Source organism: Actinoplanes sp. NPDC020271, assembly GCF_044388125.1.
Classification (GTDB): Bacteria; Actinomycetota; Actinomycetes; order Mycobacteriales; family Micromonosporaceae; genus Actinoplanes.
This window is the reverse complement of the sequence record NZ_JBIRWQ010000007.1, coordinates 337329-356232: the sequence shown is the minus strand read 5'-3', so window position 1 is coordinate 356232 and position 18904 is coordinate 337329. Positions and strand designations below refer to the sequence as shown.

The 18904-nt window shown below is 70.0% G+C and carries 20 protein-coding genes; 11 read left to right on the top strand and 9 right to left on the bottom strand.

Annotation, left to right across the window (positions count from 1 at the left end):
• Positions 1-67: 67 nt before the first annotated feature.
• The 3 genes from ACH442_RS19075 to ACH442_RS19065 form a co-directional block, all read right to left on the bottom strand.
• Positions 68-145 carry an Ms5788A family Cys-rich leader peptide gene (locus ACH442_RS19075; protein ID WP_369009918.1) on the bottom strand — a complete coding sequence of 26 codons (78 nt, stop codon included), beginning with the start codon at positions 143-145 and terminating at the stop codon, positions 68-70.
• Positions 146-213: 68 nt separating this feature from the next.
• Positions 214-1005, bottom strand: coding sequence for a DUF2993 domain-containing protein (locus tag ACH442_RS19070; protein ID WP_396339331.1), 792 nt, complete (start codon positions 1003-1005; stop codon positions 214-216).
• Between the two features lie 108 nt (positions 1006-1113).
• Complete coding sequence (locus ACH442_RS19065; RefSeq protein ID WP_396339386.1) at positions 1114-2118, bottom strand: hypothetical protein; 1005 nt, start codon at positions 2116-2118, stop codon at positions 1114-1116.
• A gap of 281 nt (positions 2119-2399) precedes the next feature.
• Here ACH442_RS19065 and ACH442_RS19060 point away from each other — a divergent pair, with 281 nt between their 5' ends.
• The 6 genes from ACH442_RS19060 (at position 2400) to pstB (ending at position 8656) form a co-directional block, all read left to right on the top strand.
• Positions 2400-3116: a winged-helix domain-containing protein gene (locus ACH442_RS19060; RefSeq protein WP_396339330.1), complete on the top strand. Its 717-nt coding sequence runs from the start codon at positions 2400-2402 to the stop codon at positions 3114-3116.
• Positions 3117-3130: 14 nt separating this feature from the next.
• Positions 3131-3970: a mycothiol synthase gene (gene mshD / locus ACH442_RS19055; protein WP_396339329.1), complete on the top strand. Its 840-nt coding sequence runs from the start codon at positions 3131-3133 to the stop codon at positions 3968-3970.
• A 517-nt stretch (positions 3971-4487) separates the two neighbouring features.
• A complete protein-coding gene (gene pstS / locus ACH442_RS19050) occupies positions 4488-5588 on the top strand; it encodes a phosphate ABC transporter substrate-binding protein PstS (RefSeq protein WP_396339328.1) in 1101 nt (366 codons plus the stop codon).
• 45 nt (positions 5589-5633) lie between these two features.
• On the top strand, positions 5634-6707 hold the full coding sequence (pstC, locus tag ACH442_RS19045) for a phosphate ABC transporter permease subunit PstC (protein ID WP_396339327.1): 1074 nt from the start codon (positions 5634-5636) through the stop codon (positions 6705-6707).
• A gap of 73 nt (positions 6708-6780) precedes the next feature.
• The gene (gene pstA, locus ACH442_RS19040) at positions 6781-7866 is read left to right on the top strand and encodes a phosphate ABC transporter permease PstA (protein ID WP_396339326.1); all 1086 of its coding nucleotides are present in this window, start codon (positions 6781-6783) and stop codon (positions 7864-7866) included.
• Positions 7867-7879: 13 nt separating this feature from the next.
• The gene (pstB, locus tag ACH442_RS19035; protein WP_396339325.1) at positions 7880-8656 is read left to right on the top strand and encodes a phosphate ABC transporter ATP-binding protein PstB; all 777 of its coding nucleotides are present in this window, start codon (positions 7880-7882) and stop codon (positions 8654-8656) included.
• A 98-nt stretch (positions 8657-8754) separates the two neighbouring features.
• On the opposite strand, the gene ACH442_RS19030 is transcribed toward pstB, so the two are convergent.
• The gene (locus ACH442_RS19030) at positions 8755-9525 is read right to left on the bottom strand and encodes an NUDIX hydrolase (protein ID WP_396339385.1); all 771 of its coding nucleotides are present in this window, start codon (positions 9523-9525) and stop codon (positions 8755-8757) included.
• Between the two features lie 59 nt (positions 9526-9584).
• On the opposite strand from ACH442_RS19030, the gene ACH442_RS19025 reads away from it, so the two are divergent.
• Positions 9585-10565, top strand: coding sequence for a Gfo/Idh/MocA family protein (locus ACH442_RS19025; RefSeq protein WP_396339324.1), 981 nt, complete (start codon positions 9585-9587; stop codon positions 10563-10565).
• A 473-nt stretch (positions 10566-11038) separates the two neighbouring features.
• On the opposite strand, the gene ACH442_RS19020 is transcribed toward ACH442_RS19025, so the two are convergent.
• The 3 genes from ACH442_RS19020 to ACH442_RS19010 form a co-directional block, all read right to left on the bottom strand.
• Positions 11039-12046 (bottom strand): anion permease, encoded by a 1008-nt coding sequence (locus ACH442_RS19020; RefSeq protein WP_396339323.1) that lies wholly within the window; start codon positions 12044-12046, stop codon positions 11039-11041.
• Between the two features lie 2 nt (positions 12047-12048).
• Entirely contained in the window at positions 12049-12675 is a 627-nt protein-coding gene (locus ACH442_RS19015) for a DUF47 domain-containing protein (RefSeq protein WP_396339322.1), read from the bottom strand.
• A gap of 68 nt (positions 12676-12743) precedes the next feature.
• Entirely contained in the window at positions 12744-13640 is an 897-nt protein-coding gene (locus tag ACH442_RS19010) for a hypothetical protein (RefSeq protein ID WP_396339321.1), read from the bottom strand.
• Positions 13641-13737: 97 nt separating this feature from the next.
• On the opposite strand from ACH442_RS19010, the gene sigJ reads away from it, so the two are divergent.
• On the top strand, positions 13738-14622 hold the full coding sequence (sigJ, locus tag ACH442_RS19005; RefSeq protein WP_396339320.1) for an RNA polymerase sigma factor SigJ: 885 nt from the start codon (positions 13738-13740) through the stop codon (positions 14620-14622).
• Here the strand turns inward: sigJ and ACH442_RS19000 are convergent.
• Positions 14602-15108 (bottom strand): DUF402 domain-containing protein, encoded by a 507-nt coding sequence (locus tag ACH442_RS19000; protein WP_396339319.1) that lies wholly within the window; start codon positions 15106-15108, stop codon positions 14602-14604. The two genes, sigJ and ACH442_RS19000, sit on opposite strands and share 21 nt — an antisense overlap.
• 154 nt (positions 15109-15262) lie before the next feature.
• Here ACH442_RS19000 and ACH442_RS18995 point away from each other — a divergent pair, with 154 nt between their 5' ends.
• Genes ACH442_RS18995 through ACH442_RS18985 form a run of 3 tightly spaced genes read left to right on the top strand, consistent with a single transcriptional unit; the run spans position 15263 to position 18523 of the window.
• Positions 15263-17158, top strand: a complete 1896-nt coding sequence (locus tag ACH442_RS18995) for an ATP-dependent DNA helicase (RefSeq protein WP_396339384.1) — start codon at positions 15263-15265, stop codon at positions 17156-17158.
• Positions 17155-17574 (top strand): NUDIX hydrolase, encoded by a 420-nt coding sequence (locus tag ACH442_RS18990; RefSeq protein ID WP_396339318.1) that lies wholly within the window; start codon positions 17155-17157, stop codon positions 17572-17574. Before ACH442_RS18995 ends, ACH442_RS18990 begins: the two co-directional genes overlap by 4 nt.
• A gap of 55 nt (positions 17575-17629) precedes the next feature.
• A complete protein-coding gene (locus ACH442_RS18985; protein WP_396339317.1) occupies positions 17630-18523 on the top strand; it encodes a hypothetical protein in 894 nt (297 codons plus the stop codon).
• On the opposite strand, the gene ACH442_RS18980 is transcribed toward ACH442_RS18985, so the two are convergent.
• Positions 18520-18894 carry a DsrE family protein gene (locus ACH442_RS18980; RefSeq protein WP_396339316.1) on the bottom strand — a complete coding sequence of 125 codons (375 nt, stop codon included), beginning with the start codon at positions 18892-18894 and terminating at the stop codon, positions 18520-18522. The genes ACH442_RS18985 and ACH442_RS18980 overlap by 4 nt on opposite strands.
• Positions 18895-18904: the final 10 nt, after the last annotated feature.

Sequence of the window (18904 nt, the reverse complement as noted above, 5' to 3'; positions counted from 1 at the left end):
GCCACTGCCGGGCAGAGAAATGCCCTGGACTAGCCAGCTAAAGGAACTTGCTCAGCACTGTGGCCCGTCAGAGGACGGGACGACACAGGCACGCGGCCACGCGACACAGGTCGATCGCGCGCCTTTTCGTGAGCAAGGGGCTCATGTCCGGGACATTACCAGCGGTTCCAAGCCACGGAACAGTACCGACCACGATACGAGACGTTACGGGGGTCACAGACCGCCGGCGTTGAGGTTCACGTCGGTCGCCCCGAACGTGACATTCAGCCCGTCCGCCTCCGGAGCCACCGACTGGACCTTGAGCTGCAGCGGAAGCTTCGGCGCGGGAAGATCGACAGCCAACTTCTGCGCGTACGAGTCGATGAAGCCCTGGAACAGCGGAACGTCCGGCAGATTGGCCGCCTTCACGTCGGTGAAACGAACCTGAATTCCCCCGTTGACCACGGTCAGCTTGGCCGTCCCGCTCAGATCGAGCTGCTGCCCGAGCGCCGTCACCTTGGCCGAGCCGACGAGTTTCCCGTCCTTCGCGGAGAGCGTCACGCCCTTCTGCCCGATCAGATTCACCAGCTGCGGGTAGTCGATCTTCCCGTTCGCGGTGAGGCTGCCGGCGACCACGTCACCCTGCCCGCTGCGCAGCGCGTCCAACGGTGCCTTCACGTCCTTGGCGTGGATGTCCAGGAGGTTCAGGTGGATGTCGTCGCCGGTGCCGGTCGGGCCGGAGAAATTCGGCAACTGGATCCGGATCTCCTTGTAGAGGCCGTCGAGCACCTGCGTGACGAACGGGAAGCCCTCGATGGCCACCTCCGGGGTGTCGCTGCTCGCCTTCTGCGCGCGCACCTGCTCGGCGACCTTGTCGGAGATGAGGCCCTGGGCGAACGACCGGCCCCACCGGTCCGCCACGAACGCCCCGCCGAGCAGGATCAGCAGCAGGATCACGACGACGATCAGCAGACCCCGGCCGCGGCGACGGCGGCGCGGCGGAGCGGTCTCGTACACCTCGGCCACGCGGCCCTCCCGGTTCGTGAGCTATAGCGGACCGTACATGCCCACATCCACGGAACCGTGAAACTGATGGTTCAGACCGGCGATCCGCCGCGGAGCGAAGCGGAACGATCAGACGAGATAGATGTGCAGCAGCGCGTAAGTGGCGGCGAACGCCAGCGCGAACCCACCCAGCGGACCGGTCATGTGCCGGGCCAGCCAGAACGTCGGGGCTTCACCGGCCAGCCGCCGGCCCGCCTCACCGAAGTTCACCGCCAGGTCGACCAGGATCGCCGCGACCGCCGCGACCAGACCGGTCACCGCACCCTTGGCCGGGGTGAACGGCAGGACGAGCTGACTGCCGAGCCACGCGGTGGCGAACGTGCCGACCATCGCGCCCAGCACCACGCCGGCCGCGCCGCGCGGCACCTGTGCGGCGATCCGCGGTTTCGGGAACACGGCGTCGGCGAGCCGGGCGACCAGCAGCGCCAGGCCCGCGCCGGTGCAGCAGACCAGGATCGCCTGGGCGCCGAGCGGTTGCCGGGTGAGGACGATCGGAATCGCGTACGCCACCACGCCGAGCACGATCAGCAGCGTCGTCCGCCACGAGTCGGTGATCCGCTGCCGGTCCTCGGCGCGGAACGTCTGCCCGACGATCGCGACGAACAGGCCGCCCAGGCTCACGTAGAGCAGAGGAATGAGGCCGGGCTCGTCCGCGGTGGCCGCGAGGTAACAGGCGACCAGGCCGGTCGCGCCGGCGACGCCCGCGGTGATCGAGGCGGCCGGCGGGTTCAGCGCCATGGTCCACGCGAGCAGGCCGAGCAGCTGGATGCCGAAGAGCACCACCGCGTACGGCAGGCGGACGTCCGGCCCGGTGGTCAGCGACCCGACGATCAGCGCCAGTGCGAGCAGCGCCGCGAAGCCGCCGATCGCCACGGACAGCTTGGCCCGGACGGGGACGACCTCGATCTCCTCGAACTCCTCCTCCTCCTCGCCGGAGTCCGGACCGCCGGCGGAGGTTTGCTCGTTCGGGTCGTCGTCGGGCACGGCGCCGTACATCCCGGCTTTCGGGCGGCCCGGGTTGAGGCGCGCGACGTCGCGGGAGGCGTCGGCGTCCCAGGGGTCGTCCTGCGGCATGGAGGGGAACACGAAAGCGATCGTGCCAGAACCGCGCCTGGCGCCCAATTCGCCGCCCGTATGTAAAAGGCTTGTTACCAACCGGGCGTTATGGCACCTAGCAGGCGTTTGATACATCACTTGCAAGCGCGAACCGGTCGCCGGACCGAATGTATCGGTTAAGGTAACCGCAACCCACCCGTCGGTGACGCCGGGCCCAGTCTCTCCGGTGGCGAAGCTATGAGCTGCGCAAACCGGGTCACCCGAGCGGCCACTCGAATGCCGCGAGGACGGAGGTGAGTGTGGAGATCCTTCTGTTGGTGACGGCACGTGCCGGTGAGCCTTCTGCCGTGCTGCCCGCCTTGGACCTGCTACCCCACTCGGTACGGACCGCCCCCCGTGACGTGCGCACCCTGGTGTCCGGGCCGAGCCCCGACGCCGTGCTGGTCGACGCACGGTCGGAGCTCTCCGAGGCGCGTGCGACGTGTCGCATGCTGCACGCTACCGGGATCGGTGTGCCGCTGGTCGCGGTCGTCACCGAGGCCGGCCTGATCGCCCTGAACGCGGACTGGGGCGTCGACGACGTGATCCTGGCCAGTGCGGGCCCGGCCGAGGTCGAGGCCCGGCTGCGGCTCGCGGTCGGCCGGATCAACAACGCGACGGCCGGTGCCGGCGGTTCCATCCGGGCCGGCGAGCTCAACATCGACCCGGACACGTACGCGGCGAAGCTCAAGGGTCGTCCGCTCGACCTGACGTACAAGGAGTTCGAACTCCTCAAGTTCCTCGCGCAGCACCCGGGCCGGGTCTTCACCCGTGACCAGCTGCTCCGCGAGGTCTGGGGCTACGACTACTTCGGCGGCACCCGGACGGTCGACGTGCACGTCCGGCGCCTGCGGGCCAAGCTCGGCTCGGAGTACGAGTCGATGATCGGCACTGTCCGCCAGGTCGGCTACAAGTTCGTGACCCCGCCGTCCGGCCGTCAGCTGCCGGACAACGACCCGGTCTCGCTCCCGGTCTGACCTCGATTTCTGCTATGCCGGAGAGACTGCCCGCCGCCGAGGCCGAAGCCGTTCTGGCTCTGGCCGCCGCGGCGGGCTATTCCCTTTCCGAGGACGTGGAGCTCCGCGTCCGCAACGGCGGTGGCGAGCACGTTCTCGCCCACGCGCCGGACGGCAGCCTCGCCGGTTACGCGTTCTTCGAGAACGGTTCCGGTGAGCTGGTCGTCCACCCGGCTCATCGCCGGCGGGGCCACGGCACCGCGCTGCTCGCCGCGGCCGGCCCCGGCCCGCTGCAGGTCTGGGCGCACGGTGACGACCCCGGCGCCCGGGCCTTCGCCGAGCGCAACGGTTTCACCCGCGCCCGGGTGCTCTGGCAGATGCGCCGGTCGCTGATCGAGCCTCTGCCCGACGTGCCCCTGCCGGACGGCGTGACCGTCCGCGCCTTCCGCCCCGGCTCCGACGAGCAGGCCTGGCTCGCTGTGAACTCGCGGGCTTTCGCCCACCACCCGGAACAGGGCCGCTGGACCCTCGACGACCTGCTGGTGCGCGAGGCCGAGCCGTGGTTCGACCCGGCCGGCTTCCTGCTGGCCGTCGACATCACCGACACCGTGCTCGGCTTCCACTGGACCAAGGTGCACCCGCCGGCCGGGGACGAGCCGGCCCTGGGCGAGATCTACGTGCTCGGTGTCGACCCGAGCGGGCACCGTCGCGGGCTGGGCGCGGCGCTGAGCGTGGCCGGGCTGCGGCACCTCGCGGCCGCGGGCCTGCAGTGGTCGAATCTGTATGTGGACGAGTCGAACGAGGGCGCCGTGCGGTTGTACCGGGGCCTCGGGTTCGAGATCTACAAAACGGACATCAACTACCACCGAGCCTGATGGCTCCGCTTCGCTTCGCGCGTACAGAGTTCGATTGCTTCGCTTCGCTCCGCGCGTACGGAGTCTGATTTGTCCGCTTCGCTCCGCGTGCACGGAGTTTGATCGCTCCGCGCGCGACGCAGCCGTCGATGAACGGGTTCAGCACCGGCGTCAGCGGGCCGGCGACCGCACCGAGGCCGTCTCGTCGTCGGCGGCGTTCCGTAGTCGGGGCGGGTGTGATGGCCGACACGTTCGGTTACTGAGGCCTGTCGATGCGTAGCGACGGGCCTTTTTGATAACGCCCCGGACAAGCCAGCGTCTCGCTAAGGTCACGGGTAAAACGATATATACGACATTTCGGGTAGAGAGCGCGTAGTTCACCCTCCAGCAAACTGAGCCTCAGGGCGTAGTCACTTCGTGGGGTCGACGTGTTCACCCCTAGTTCATTCGGGCCCGGCTCGCAGGTCACTTGGCACTTTTAGTTTTCTCCCCGAGCCGGTGAGCGACCGGCTGCACAAACCCGAAGGGGACAACAACCGTGAAGTTCCAGCGGTCCGGTCTGGTTGCCGGCATTGCTTTGACTGCGACGATCGCGCTCACCGCGTGCGGTTCGGACAACGACAGCACCAAGGAGACCGGCGCCGCTGCCCCGTCCGCGGGCACTTGCGTCGGCGGCACCCTCTCCGCTCAGGGCTCCAGCGCGCAGAAGAACGCGATGGACGAGTGGATCAAGGCGTACGCGGCCTCGTGCGCCGATGCGAAGATCGATTACAACCCGAACGGGTCCGGCGCCGGTGTCAAGGCCTTCACCAGCGGGCTCGCCGACTTCGCCGGCTCGGACTCGGCGCTGAAGGAGGAGGAGCAGCCGCAGGCTGACGCCAAGTGTGGCTCGCCGGCCCTCAACCTCCCGATGGTCACCGGCCCGATCGCGGTGGTCTACAACGTGCAGGGCGCCGACGCGCTGCAGTTCTCGCCGTCGACTCTGGCGAAGATCTTCGCCGGCACCGTCACCAAGTGGAACGACCCGGCCATCGCCGCGGAGAACAAGGACGCCAAGCTGCCGGACGCCACGATCGAGGCCGTCCACCGCGGTGACGAGTCCGGCACCACCGACAACTTCACCAAGTACCTGAGCAAGACCGCCGAGAAGGACTGGACCTTCGGTAACGCCAAGGCGTGGCCGGCGACCAAGGGCGGCACCGGCGCGAACAAGTCGGACGGCGTCGCGGCCAAGGTCAAGGGCACCGCGAACACCATCTCGTACGTCGAGCTGTCCTTCGCGGAGAACAGCGACCTGCAGATGGCCAAGGTGCAGAACGGCGCCGGGGAGTTCGTCGAGCTGACCGCCGAGTCGGCCGGCAAGACCATCGAGGGTGCCGAGATCAAGGGCACCGGCAACGACCTGAAGCTGAGCATCGACTACAACACCAAGACGGCGGGCGCCTACCCGATCGTCCTGGCGACCTACGAGATCGTCTGCACCAAGTACGCCGACGCCGCCAAGGGCAAGGCCGTCCAGGGCTTCCTGAAGTACACGTCCTCCGCCGAGGGTCAGTCGAAGCTGAAGGACCTGGGCTACGCGCCGCTGCCGGAGTCGGTGCGCGCCAAGGTCGCCGCCTCGGTCGCCGCGATCTCCTGAACCCCCCGGTTCGTTAATCCCTCCGAGACGACAGCGAGCGCGTAGATGGGTGACAACCCCTCCTCCCGCTCGGGGAACTACACCGCCGGCGACCTGGGCGTGACTCCTCGTCACGCCCGGGGCGCCGGTTCTGGCGTATCCCCGAGCAGTCACGAAGAGCCCCCCGTAGGCGGGGGCGGTGCCCTGCCGAAGAAGTCCAGGTTCTCGATGGAGACCGGCTTCCGAGGTCTCTCCACCGCTTCAGGTGCGATGGTGCTCGTCATCATCGTCGCGATCGCCATCTTCCTGCTCTCGAAGGCGATCCCGGCCATCCAGGCCGACAACGAGAACTTCCTGACGTACAACCGCTGGAGCCCGAACGAGGCGACGCCGGCCTTCGGTATCGCCGTCCTGGCGCTCGGCACCCTGCTCACCTCGGTCATCGCGCTGGTCGTCGCGGTGCCGATCGCGATCGGGATCGCGCTGTTCCTGTCGCACTACGCCCCGAAGCGGCTGGCCACGCCGCTGGGCTTCGTGATCGACCTGCTCGCCGCGGTGCCCAGCGTGGTCTTCGGTCTCTGGGGCCGCGACCTGTTCCAGGAACCGGTCCGGGACTTCTCGGTCTGGCTCAACCACTACTTCGGCTGGATCCCGATCTTCGGCGGTGACGGCCCGTTCGGTCAGTCGCTGATGCTCGGCGGTCTCGTCCTGGCGATCATGGTGCTGCCGATCGTCACCTCCCTGTCCCGCGAGGTCTTCCAGCAGACCCCGGGCATGAACGAGGAGGCCGCGCTGGCCCTCGGCGCGACCAAGTGGGAGATGGTCCGCACCGCGGTACTGCCCTACGGCAAGCCCGGCGTGATCGCCGCGGTCATGCTCGGCCTCGGCCGCGCGCTCGGTGAGACCATCGCGCTGGCGCTGACGCTCGGCATCACCTGGAACATCTCGTTCAACCTGATCCAGACCGGCGGTAACTCGATCGCCGCGAACATCGCCAACTCCTTCAACGAGGCGAACGACACCGGCCGTGGCGCGCTGATCGCCTCTGGTCTCGTGTTGTTCGCGATCACGCTGATCGTCAACATGACGGCGCGGGCGATCATCTACCGTCGCCGCGAGTTCCGGGACAGTGCCGCATGAGAGAGCGAAGCGAACGAATCATCTGGCTCAGCGTCAAGGACCATGTCGGCGCGGAGCGAAGCGGAGTGTCGGCATGAGTCTTCTGGATCGAGAGATGCCGGACGTCGTGATGACGCCGGACAACATTCGCAGCAAGAAGTTCCCGCTGGTGGCCAACCTGCTGGTCGCGGTCGGCGCGTTCGTGGTCGCGGCCGTCGTGGTGTTCGGCCTCAGCATCGGCAACTGGGTGCTGGTCGTCGTCCTGGGCGGCGTCTTCTACCTGGTCGGTCTCAACTTCGCCGCCGGCCGGGTGGAGGGCAAGCGCGCCGCCCGCAACCGGATGTGGCAGACGGCCATCTACACCGCCTGTCTGCTGGCCGTCCTACCGCTCGCCTCGGTCGTCTGGACGCTGATCTCCAAGGGCGTCGACCGGCTCGACGGTGACTTCTTCGGCAGCTCGATGGCGAACATCGGCGCCCGCGACGCCAACGGTGGCGCCTACCACGCCATCATCGGCACCCTGGAGCAGGTCGGCATCGCCACCCTGATCGCGGTGCCGCTCGGCGTGCTCGGCGCGATCTACCTGACGGAGTACGGCCGGGGCAAGTTCGCCGGCACGATCCGGTTCTTCGTCGACGTCATGACGGGTATCCCGTCGATCGTCGCGGGTCTGTTCGTACTCTCCTTCTGGGTCCTGATCGTCAGCAAGTGGTTCAACGACGGGAACCCGGAGTACTCGGGCTTCGCCGCCTCGCTCGCGCTGACCGTGCTGATGCTGCCGACCATCGTGCGCTCCACCGAGGAGATGCTGCGCCTGGTGCCGGGGCCGCTCCGCGAGGGTGCGTACGCGCTCGGTGTCCCGCAGTGGAAGACGATCCTCAGCGTCGTCCTTCCCACCGCGGCGCCCGGCATCGTCACCGGTGTCATGCTCTCGATCGCCCGCGCGGCCGGCGAGACGGCCCCGGTGCTCCTGGTCGCGGGTGGTCTCTCGCGGATCAACTTCGACCCGTTCGGCGGCGGCCAGTCCTCGCTCGCGCTCTACGTGTACCAGCAGGCCGGGGACGCCTCGAAGTACGCGCCGGCCCGGGCCTGGACGGCCGCGCTCACCCTGGTGGCGCTCGTTCTGATCCTGACCATCGCGGCCAAGCTGCTCGCCCGTCGCAACAAGTTGACCCGGTAAAGAAGGTTCTCCCATGGCCAAGCGCATCGAGGCGAGCAACGTCTCCTCCTACTACGGCTCCTTCAAGGCGATCGACAACGTCTCGATGACCGTCGAGCCGAAGACGATCACCGCCCTGATCGGTCCGTCGGGCTGCGGCAAGTCGACCTTCCTCCGGTCGATCAACCGCATGCACGAGGTCCTGCCGAACGCGCGGATCGAGGGCAGCCTCACCATCGACGACCAGAACATCTACGACCCGGACGTGGACATCACGGCCGTCCGTCGCATGATCGGCATGGTCTTCCAGCGGCCCAACCCGTTCCCGACCATGTCGATCTACGAGAACGCGGTCGCCGGCCTCAAGCTCAACGGCGTCAAGAAGAAGTCCCTGCTGGACGACGCCGCCGAGAAGTCGCTGCGCTCCGCGAACCTGTGGGACGAGGTCAAGGACCGCCTCGACCGGCCCGGCGCCGGCCTCTCCGGCGGTCAGCAGCAGCGCCTCTGCATCGCCCGCACCATCGCGGTCGAGCCGCAGGTCGTGCTGATGGACGAGCCGTGCTCCGCGCTCGACCCGATCTCGACGCTGGCGATCGAGGACCTGATGTTCAAGCTGAAGGACCGCTTCACGATCATCATCGTCACGCACAACATGCAGCAGGCCGCTCGGGTCAGCGACAAGACCGGCTTCTTCTCGATCGACAAGACCGGCGAGCCCGGTCGCCTCATCGAGTACGACGACACGCAGAAGATCTTCAGCAACCCGTCCCAGAAGAAGACCGAGGACTACATCACCGGCCGATTTGGATAGCCGGGCTTCGCTCGGCCGAAGCGCGTGCTGGCTGAGCTGAGTGAAAGTCAGGGGCGCCGATTTCTCCGCCGTACGGGGAAATCGGCGCCCCTGTCTTGTCAGAGTGACAACGTGGCCGTGCCGTCGGGCCGCACCTCGATGCGTGGCATGACGGGCGTCGCCGCGTCGCGGTGCTCGGAGGCGGCGACCACGCCCGGGATCGTGCCCGCGGCGGCGATCTGGCTCAGCGTGTGCCGGGTCGGCGGCAGCATCGGCAGTTCCGCCGAGTCCAGCGGATCGATCCACGCCGTCCGGTCCGCTTCCCCGGAGACGTCCCGTGCCTCCTGCGCCTCCGGCAGCAGCGCCGCGAAGAACCACGTGTCGAACCGTTTCGGCTCGAACTCCGGGGTGATCCACCGGGCCCACGGCAGCAGCAGGTCGTCACGCAACCGCAGCCCTCGGCGTTCCAGCAGGTCAGCCATGGTCAGCTCACGGCGCAGCACCGCCGCCCGATCCGACTCCCACGTCGGGTCGTCGGCGTCGGCAACCGTGCGATCCGGTTCCGCGGACGGCCCGGCCAGCACCACCCCGGCCTCCTCGAACAGTTCGCGCGCGGCCGCGCCGACGACCGCCCGGGCCTGCTCCGCCGGCACGCCGAGACGGGCCGCCCAGTCGTCGCGCAGGGTTTCCGGGCGATCCGACGGGTCCACGGCACCGCCCGGGAACGCGTAGACGCCGCCGAAGGCCATCGAGGTCATGCGGCGCAACACGTACACCTGGAAAGCCTGGCCGGACGGCCGGAGCAGGACCACCGTGGCGGCCGGCCGGGCCGCAGCGGGCGGGCCGGTGAACTCCCGGGCCCTCTTCATCATCGCGGGCGGCAGTGGCATCGGCTCGGTCACCGTCCGATCCTGCCACCGGGGGCGCTGTGGGCGATACCGTATCGATCATGACCGGACAGAACGTTCGCTGGGGAATTCTCGGGCTCGGCGGCATCGCCGCGACCTTCGCCGCCGACCTGCCCCTGGTGCCGGGCGCCGAGCTGGCCGCGGTCGGCTCGCGCGACCAGGCGACCGCCGACGCCTTCGCCGCCAAATACGGCTTCGCCCGCGCGCACGGTTCCTACGCCGCCCTGGCCGCCGACCCGGACGTGGACGTCGTCTACATCGCCACCCCGCACGCCTACCACCACGAGGGCGCGCTGCTGTGCATCGAGGCCGGCAAGCACGTGCTCGTCGAGAAGCCGATCACGCTCGACCTGCCGACCGCCGCCCAGCTCGTCGAGGCCGCCCGCGCCCGCGGTGTGTTCCTCATGGAGGCGATGTGGATGCGCTGCAACCCGGCCATCCGCAAGGCCGCCGAACTCGTCGACGAGGGCGCGATCGGCTGGGTCAGCTCGATCCACGCCGACTTCGGGTTGCAGGGACCGTTCGCGGCCGAGCATCGCCTGCGCGCCCCCGCTCTGGGCGGCGGCGCACTGCTCGACCTGGGCGTCTACCCGATCCACCTGGCTCATCTGTTCCTCGGGTTGCCCGTCTCCGTCCAGGCCTGGGCGCATCTCACCCCGGAACGTGTCGACGAGCACACCGGCATCCTGCTCGGCTGGCAGTCCGGTGCGGTCGCCGCGCTGACCTGCAGCATCAACGGTGCCAGCCGCAACGCCGCGTCGATCACCGGCACCGACGGCCGCATCGACATCCCGCCGGGCTTCATGGTGCCGCGCTCGTTCACGCTGAGCCGCCCGAACAAGGCGCCGGAGACGTTCGAGTTCGAGTTCCCCGGCAGCGGCTACCAGTTCGAGGCCGCCGAGGTGCAGCGCTGCCTGGCCGCGGGCGAACTGGAGAGCCCGATCGTCTCCCAGACCACCACCCTCGAGGTCATGAATCTCCTGGACTCCATCCGCGAACAGATCGGCGTCTATTACCAGTAACCCCGAAGATCAACGTCAAGGTCTTCAGGTCCCAGGTCCGCCGTGGTCGCCCTCCGCCGCTCCCGCGGGGACCCTTCCGGGCCGAGCAGGGCGCGGGGCGCCCAGAACGCTCAGCCCTCCAGGGCGGCCTCCGTGGCGGGTCAGGCTCGGAGCAACAAACCCGTCCACGCAGGTGGTCCCGCCGCCTCCGCCCGTCGAGGGCGCAAGCCGGCCGCAGAGAGTCCCGCGCGTCGAAGCCCGCGAGCTTGCCGGTTGGTGGCACAGGCCGCGCGCCCTCGGTCCCGGCCGGGTCGCACCGTTCATGAGGCACGAACAACCACGGTGAGGCCCCGCCGGAGAGCACGAGCCGCGGCTGGTGCCGGTGCGGTTGCGGGTTCGCGGGGGTGCGCCACTCGCGGGGCGGCTTCGAGCGCCGGCGGGCCCGCGCGGGGCTGGGCGGGCGCGGGCTCACGACGTACGCGGGAAGGGGGTTGTCAGGTGAAGAACGGGCGGGTGACGAAGTAGAGCACGCAGGCGATGAGCGCCGCCGCGGGGAACGTCGTGATCCAGGCGATGATGATGTTGCCGGCGACGTTCCAGCGGACCGCGCTGAGGCGTTTCGTCGCGCCGACGCCCATGATCGCGGACGTGATCGTGTGGGTCGTGGAGATCGGGGCGTGCAGGACCCAGGCGTTGAAGTACAGCACCGAGCTGGCGACCACCTCGGCGGCGAAACCCTCGGCCGGGCCCAAGTCGATGATCTTGCGGCCGAGCGTGCGGATGATGCGCCAGCCGCCGGTGTACGTACCGGCCGCCAGCATCGTCGCCGACGCCCAGTAGACCCACTGCGGGATGTGCGTCGTGTCGCTCTGGTAGCCGCCGGTGTAGAGGGCGAGCACGACGATGCCCATCGTCTTGGCCGCGTCCTGGGTGCCGTGACCGATGGCCATCGCCGCGGCCGAGACCGTCTGGGCGTACCGGAATCCGCGGTTGAGCCGCCCGGGGTGCCCGCGCCGGAAGATCCACATCAGTGCGACCATCGCCACGAAGCCGAGGATCAGCCCCACGACCGGGGACAGGACCATCGGGATGAGGACCTTCTGGACGATGTTGGCCCACTGCACGCCGCCGATGCCGGCGAACAGGGTGGCGCCGACCAGACCGCCGAAGAGCGCGTGGGACGAGCTCGACGGCAGGCCGAAGTACCAGGTGATCAGGTTCCACGAGATGGCGCCGAGCACGCCGGCGAAGACGATCCCGAGGCTGGCGATGCCGGTCGGCAGGTGGACCAGGCCCTCACCGACGGTCTGGGCGACCTTCGTGCCGAGGTGAGCACCGATGAAGTTGCCGACCGCGGCCATCGCCAGGGCCACCCGGGGGGTGAGCGCGCGGGTGCTGACGCTGGTGGCGATCGCGTTCGCCGCGTCGTGGAAACCGTTGGTGTAGTCGAACACCATCGCGGCGAGGATCACCGCCAGGACGGCGACGAGTTCCGGGGACAACCTCAGGACTCCTTGACCGCTATGGTCTCGACCGTGTTCGCCACGTGCTCGAACGCGTCGCAGGCGGCCTCCAGCTCGTCGGCGACCTCTTTCATCTTGAGCACGGTGAGCGCGTCGTACTCCCCGGAGAAGAGCCGGACCAGCAGCATGCGGTAGGCGCGGTCGCCGTCGTTCTCCAGACGGTTGATCTCGATCCAGTACTCCTCGAGGCCCTTCATCGACCGCAGCCGCGGCATCGCCTCGGAGGTGACCCGCGCCTGCTGGTCGAGGACCGTGATCAGCTCGTGCATCTCGCGGGGCAGCGACGGCAGCTCGGTCAACCCGTACAGGTAGAGCAGGTTGCCGACCGCTTCGAGGTGGTCCATGACGTCGTCGAGCTGGGAGCCGAGCGAGTAGATGTCGGCCCGGTCGAACGGCGTGATGAACGTCGAGTTGATCTTCTTGTACAGCTCGTGCGTGATCGCGTCGCTGTCGTGCTCGATGTCGCTGAGCCGTTCACTGACCGACTGGACGTCCACCCCGGGCAGCGTCAGCTCGTTGAGCAGCTCGGTGCCCTTCACGAGGTTGTACGAGGCCCGGGTGAAGAGGTCGTAGAAGACGCCCTCGACGGGACGGAACGAGAATTTCACGGTGCGGACCTCGATCGACGGGCGTGTGCGTTTGATCTCCGACCCGCATGCTATCGGTCCCCTTGAGTTCACCCTTCTGACACGGTGCTAAACCGTTTTGTGAGTGTCGCTCGTTCGGGCTGGTGAGAGCTGCGCAGATATTTGCTCAGCCCGTGCAGGTCCGTGTCGGCGATCACGTCCACGCCGGCCGACCACAGCTCGGCCCAGACCGCCGCCCGGGCGCGCCGGTTGCCCTCCGGCAGGCCACTGATCCGGACCGTACGACCCTCCTCGTGCGCGGCCCGCACCAGCGCGTGCAGCAGGTGCCGCTCCTCGGCCGCGATCGGTTCCCGCCCGTCCCAGCCGAACCGGTGCGCCCAGGCCTCGCTGAGCACCGGCGCCAGGTCCACCGGGACGGCCCGCGAGCCCAGGTCGTCGAAGCCGGCCTCGGTGAACGCGTACCGCACCGGCTGGGCGGCGAGCAGGTTGCGGGCGTCGACGATGCCGGCCACGGTCACGCTCACCACGCCCTGCGTCAACTCCCCGCCGGTGCAGCGGCTGAGCAGCGGCGCATGGTCGCGCAACTGCTGATCGAGCATCCGGTAGGCGCGCAGCAGCGACTCGGTGTCCCGGTTCGGCCCGGCGAACTCGACGACCAGCTGGAACGGCATCCGCTGGTCGCTCCAGAGCCGTCCGCCGGTGGCCTGCGCGCGGGTGAAGAGCGGGGCCAGCACGAGCCGGCGCAGTGTGCGGCCGGGCTGCGGGGCGCCGGGGCCGAGGAAGAGCTCGCCGTGCGGGCCGGGGACGACCCGTACGGTCATCCCGCCCAGCCCGAGCCGCAGCACCGCCGGCAGCGGGTCGGCGAGCCGGTCGCCGACCAGCGCGTGGCCCTCGGCCAGGCTGGCCCGTGACCGGCGGGCGAGGGCGATCGACATGGCTCCGCCCGCGCCGGCGAGTCCGGCCAGGCTGCCTGCGAGAGTTGCCATGTCCTGCACGTGCCACCACCCCAATTGAGCAGAAAATCCGGTTTATACTGTGGCACAGGTGCTACCCGAGGCCGGGCATCCCGCGCAGAATTGCGTCATGCCGTCGCCGACCGTCAGTGAGTTCGAGGCCCACCGGTCCCATTTGATGGCCGTCGCCTTCCGGATGCTGGGCAATCGGTCCGAGGCCGAGGACGCCGTGCAGGAAGCGTGGCTGCGCTTCGCCGGAGCCGACGACATCCGGGACGTCCGGGGCTGGCTGACCACGGTCACCGGCCGGATCTGTCTCGATCAGCTGACCTCCGCACGCGTACGGCGTACGTCCTACCCCGGCGAGTGGCTACCCGTCTTCGCCGTCGACCCGGACGCCGACCCGGCCCTGACGGCCGAACGCTCCGACCAGGTCGGCATCGCCCTGCTCGTGATCCTGGAACGGCTCACCCCGGAACAACGGGTCGCGTTCGTGCTGCACGACGCGTTCGGCGTGCCGTTCGAGGAAGTGGCCACGGTCCTCGACACGACACCGGCGGCGGCCCGGCAGCACGCGTCGCGCGGGCGCAAGGCGGCGGCCGAGGGCGGGATCCGGCATTCGGCGGGAGCGGCCGAGCAGCGGCGGGTGCTGACGGCGTTCCTGGTGGCGGCGCAGAGCGGCGATGTCCGTACGCTCGCCGCGGTCCTCGCCCCGGACGTGGTGGCGATCAGCGACGGCGGCGGCGTGGTCCGCGCGGCACTACGACCGATTCACGGGGCCGACAAGGTGGGCCGCTTCTTCCACGGCCTGCTGAGCCGCCGGATGGACGAGGTGCTCGACCTCACCGTCGAACCGGTGCTGGTCGAAGGCGACCCCGGGATGCTGGTGCGCGGCCGGTGGCCGGACGGCACCCGGGTACTCACCGTGCTCACCGCGGCCGTCGAGAACGGGCGGATCACCGGGCTCTTCGTGCAGCAGAACCCGGAGAAGGTGTTACTGGGTGACCTCGGATAGGTGCTTGCGGTAGTGCGTGGCGAACGGCTCGGTGCCGTCACCCAGCCGGCCCATCAGCAGCTCGGCGGCCGCGTTGGCCTCGACGACCAGGTCCTCCGGATAGCCGAACTGGACCCGGTGCTCCTCGAACTCGTCCTCGTCGCGCAGCTCGACCAGGCCGGTCTCGCGGCGCCGCACCACGTCCAGGTCCAGGTCGATGATGTGGACCGTGTCACCCTCCCAGCGCGCGGGAGTGGTGATGTCGCAGTAGACCTCACTGGTCCGCGGCGGCGGGTTGAACATGCCCGTCCACCACGCGTGATGCGGAACGAGCAGGACGAACGGGATCTGCTCGACGGACGGCCGGCCGTGGTAGACCGAGGCCGTGCCCTGCGTCACGCCGACCCAGATGCCCAGGTCGTCCTCGGCGAGCTTGCGCGCCGGATAGTCGCGGTGAGCCGAACCGTCGTACTTCGTGTAGATGACCCGGACCGTCTCGCTCGGCATGGATGCACCCTAACGGTGGCCCGGATATGTCGGTGGTGGCGGGTACGGTTCCTGCGTGCCCGCAGCAACCAAGAAGAAGGCCACAGCCGGACAGCTCCTCGCCGCGGCGGTCGGCGCCGTCCCCGGCGGCAGCGCCCGCCCAGGTCAGCAGGCCATGGTCGAGGCGATCGACAAGGCCATCCAGGATCGTGAGCACCTGCTGGTGCAGGCCGGCACGGGCACCGGCAAGAGTTTGGGATATCTCACCCCCGCACTGCTCGTGGAGGGGCCGGTGGTCGTCTCCACGGCCACCCTCGCGCTGCAGAATCAGCTGGTCGAGCACGACCTGCCGCGGCTGGCCACGGCGGTCGAGCCGGTGCTCGGGCGCAAGCCGACCTTCGCCGTGCTCAAGGGCCGCCATCACTACCTGTGCATGGCCAAGCTGGAGCACGTCGACGAGGAGGCGCCGACCGACACGCTCTTCGACGACGCGCCCGCGCCCAAGGCCGGCCAGTGGCTGGGCGAGGCCGGCCGGCTCGGCAAACAGGTCGTCCGGATCCGCAAGTGGTCGGAGAAGACGCAGACCGGCGACCGCGACGAGCTCGACCCGGGTGTGGACGACGCGGCCTGGCGCTCGGTCTCCATGCCGGCCCGCGACTGTGTCGGCGCGGCGCGCTGCCCCTACGGTCAGGAGTGCTTCGCCGAGGCGTCCCGGGTGCGGGCCCGTGAGGCCGACATCGTCGTCACCAACCACAGCCTGCTCGCCGTCGACATGCTGGCCGAGCGGCACATCATCCCGCCGCACAAGCTGCTCGTGGTCGACGAGGCGCACGAGCTCGCCGAGCGGGTCTCCTCGGCGTCCCAGGCCGAGCTCACGCCCGATGCGATCGAGCGGGCCGGCCGCCGCGCCCGCACCCTGATCCCGCCGGCCGCCGCCGAGGCGCTGGCCGAGGCCGCCGACGCGCTCACGCTCGGCCTGGCCGACGTGCCGGCCGGCCGGCTCACCGACGGCCTGCCCGACGCGCTGCGCCAGGCCGTCACCCTGCTGGAGACGGCGACGCGGGCCGGGCTCACCGCGATCGGCGACGTCAAGGGCGACGACCCCGATCCGGTACGGAAACAGCAGGCCAAGGCGGTTCTCGACGAACTTTCGGCGACGGCCCAGCGGCTGCTCGAGGAGGATGCGTTCGACGTCGCCTGGGTGGAGAAATCCGAGCTGGGCGCCGGTCGCCGAGCGCTCGTGGTCGCGCCGCTCTCGGTCGCCGGCACGCTGGCCCAGGCGCTCTACGAGGACCGGACGGTCGTGGCGGCCTCGGCGACGCTGACGCTCGGCGGCCGCTTCGACACCGTCGCCCGGTCTCTCGGCCTGCCGGTCTCCGGCACCGACAACGCGGGCGACAACTGGAAGTCGCTGGATGTCGGCTCCCCGTTCGACTACCCCAAGCAGGGCATTCTCTACGTTGCCGCGCACCTGCCCCGGCCCGCGGCGTCCGGGCTGCCCGAGGCTGCCGGCGCCGAGCTGCTCCGGCTGGTGGAGGCGCTCGGCGGGCGCACGCTCGGGCTCTTCTCCTCCCGCAAGGCGGCCGGTCAGGCGGCTGAGCTGCTGCGCGCCAAGACCGACCTGCCGATCCTGCTGCAGGGCGACGAGACGCTGCCGATCCTGGTCCGCAAGTTCAAGGAGCAGAAGTCGAGCTGCCTGTTCGGCGTGATGTCGCTGTGGCAGGGCGTCGACGTGCCCGGCGACGCGTGCCAGCTCGTGGTGATCGACCGGCTGCCGTTCCCGCGCCCCGACGAGCCGCTCGCCGCGGCCCGCTCGGCGGCGGTGGACGCGACCGGGGGCTCCGGCTTCGCCGCGGTCAGCGTGCCGATCGCCGCGGTCCGCCTCGCGCAGGGCGTGGGCCGGCTGATCCGGTCGACCGGCGACAAGGGCGTGGTCGCGGTCCTCGACTCCCGGCTGGAGACCGCCCGGGGTTACGGGACGTTCCTGCGCAACTCGCTGCCCCCGTTCTGGTACACGACGAATGCGGAGGTGGCGGTCGGCGCCCTGAAACGCCTGGGCGCCGCCGAGTGAAACTGCTGGCGTGCACGTTGCTGGTCGCCGCCGACGGGTCGCTGCTGCTCCAGTTGCGTGACGGGCAGGCCCCGGCCCATCCGGACGTCTGGGGCCTGCCCGGCGGCGCGATCGAGGAGGGCGAGACCCCGCTCGTGGCGGCGCTGCGCGAATTGATGGAGGAGTCGAGCCTGCGGCCGGACGGGGAGCTACGCCTCTTCGAGCGGCAGGAGCTGCCCGCCGAGGGGCGGATCAAGCATTACTTCCACGGCCGGACCAGCGCGACTCAGGCCGATGTGGTCCTGGGTGAGGGCGCCGCGATGCTGTTCGTCCCGGCCGCCGAGGTGCTCGACCGTCCGTTCACCCCGGGCAGCGCCGAGGTGATCGCCCGCTTCCTCGCCTCCCCTGAGTACCGGGGGTCCGGGTCGGCGCGGTGAGCGACCCCGCTGAGGGCGGTGGGACGGCTGTGGCCGGCGTGTCACCATGGCTGCCGTGACGGTGCCGGAGGTTGGGAACGGGCCGCCCGCGCTCGCTCCGAAGCGGCGCCGGCGGTGGCTGACGGCTGTGGTGGCCGCGTGGGTCATGGTGCTGGGGCTGATCTCGTGGTGGTCGGTCCGGAACGATCCGCCGACCGTGGCCGACCAGCAGGGCATCGAGCAGGCCATGCCGGCGCTGCGCCGAGCGGCCGGGGTGCTGCTGGGCGCGGCCGGGTCGGCCGCCTCCACGAACGTGCCGTCCCGCAACGAGATCCCCGGCCGCACGACGTCCGGCCCGCCGTGGGCCGTGCGGCTGGGGGCGGTCCGGTCGGAGAGCTGTGCGCTGACGCCTGTGCGGGCCGGGGTGGAGGCGCACCGCGAGGTCTTCCTCTACGTGCCGCAGGGGCAGGCGAAGCTCGCGCTGGAGCGGGTGGCCGCCACGCTGCCCAGCGGCTACCACGCGGACGTGATGGACCTTCGGATCGGGACGCGGCTGTCGTTCTACGCCGACGCGGGGGACTTCATCGCGATCGAGGGCGAGGCGAAGCCGGACGATCAGGTGCTGACCCTGTCGGTGGCGACCGGGTGCCGTCCGGGGACGACGGCGGGCGGCAGCGATCCGGCCGCGCCGCCCGTTCCGGCGGTGCTGGGCGAGACCGTGACCGCGCTCGGCGGGCGGCCCGATGCCGAGGTGTCGACGCAGGCGGTGGCGTGTCCCGGGGGCGGGACGGCAGCGACCTATCAGGCGGCGGCCGGGCCGGGTGGGGACGGGCCACGCGGAGTGCCGAGCGGCGTGACGCCGGTGTGGTCGCAGGCCGGCGGATGGGCGTACGCGCAGGAATCGGATTTTGTGGTTGTCGATGACAGCGGCGAGAATTTGCAGGTCAGCGTGACGACCGCCTGCCGTTAGTAGACGAGTGCCTGCGCGCCCTCGGTCATGATCTCCTCGACGAAGACCGCGGCGCCGGCGATGCGGATGCCGGGGAGGACGTCGCCCGGGCCGATGTCGCGGCGCGCGGCGCACTGGGTGCAGGCGGTGATCCGGCCGGCTTCCAGCAGCACCTCGATCAGGTCGGGCAGCGGCGCGGCGTGCGGCAGCGTGAACTCGGCGGCGCGGCCGGGCAGGGCGAACCAGGTGGACTCGCCGGTCAGCCAGAACGACACGTCGACCCCGGCTGTCGCGGCCGTGGTCGCCACGTTGAACGCCTGGTTGCAGCGTTCCGGGGCGTCGGCGCCGGCGGTGGCCTTGACGACCAGCAAACGTGCCATACCGGCCAGCATAAGATGGGCC

Coding starts and splice junctions, on each gene's coding strand:
- ACH442_RS19075 (WP_369009918.1), bottom strand. CDS start 145: ATGAGCCCCTTGCTCACGAAAAGGCGCGCGATCGACCTGTGTCGCGTG.
- ACH442_RS19065 (WP_396339386.1), bottom strand. CDS start 2,118: ATGCCGCAGGACGACCCCTGGGACGCCGACGCCTCCCGCGACGTCGCG.
- mshD (WP_396339329.1), top strand. CDS start 3,131: ATGCCGGAGAGACTGCCCGCCGCCGAGGCCGAAGCCGTTCTGGCTCTG.
- pstC (WP_396339327.1), top strand. CDS start 5,634: ATGGGTGACAACCCCTCCTCCCGCTCGGGGAACTACACCGCCGGCGAC.
- pstA (WP_396339326.1), top strand. CDS start 6,781: ATGAGTCTTCTGGATCGAGAGATGCCGGACGTCGTGATGACGCCGGAC.
- pstB (WP_396339325.1), top strand. CDS start 7,880: ATGGCCAAGCGCATCGAGGCGAGCAACGTCTCCTCCTACTACGGCTCC.
- ACH442_RS19030 (WP_396339385.1), bottom strand. CDS start 9,525: ATGCCACTGCCGCCCGCGATGATGAAGAGGGCCCGGGAGTTCACCGGC.
- ACH442_RS19025 (WP_396339324.1), top strand. CDS start 9,585: ATGACCGGACAGAACGTTCGCTGGGGAATTCTCGGGCTCGGCGGCATC.
- ACH442_RS19010 (WP_396339321.1), bottom strand. CDS start 13,640: ATGGCAACTCTCGCAGGCAGCCTGGCCGGACTCGCCGGCGCGGGCGGA.
- sigJ (WP_396339320.1), top strand. CDS start 13,738: ATGCCGTCGCCGACCGTCAGTGAGTTCGAGGCCCACCGGTCCCATTTG.
- ACH442_RS19000 (WP_396339319.1), bottom strand. CDS start 15,108: ATGCCGAGCGAGACGGTCCGGGTCATCTACACGAAGTACGACGGTTCG.
- ACH442_RS18995 (WP_396339384.1), top strand. CDS start 15,263: ATGGTCGAGGCGATCGACAAGGCCATCCAGGATCGTGAGCACCTGCTG.
- ACH442_RS18980 (WP_396339316.1), bottom strand. CDS start 18,894: ATGCTGGCCGGTATGGCACGTTTGCTGGTCGTCAAGGCCACCGCCGGC.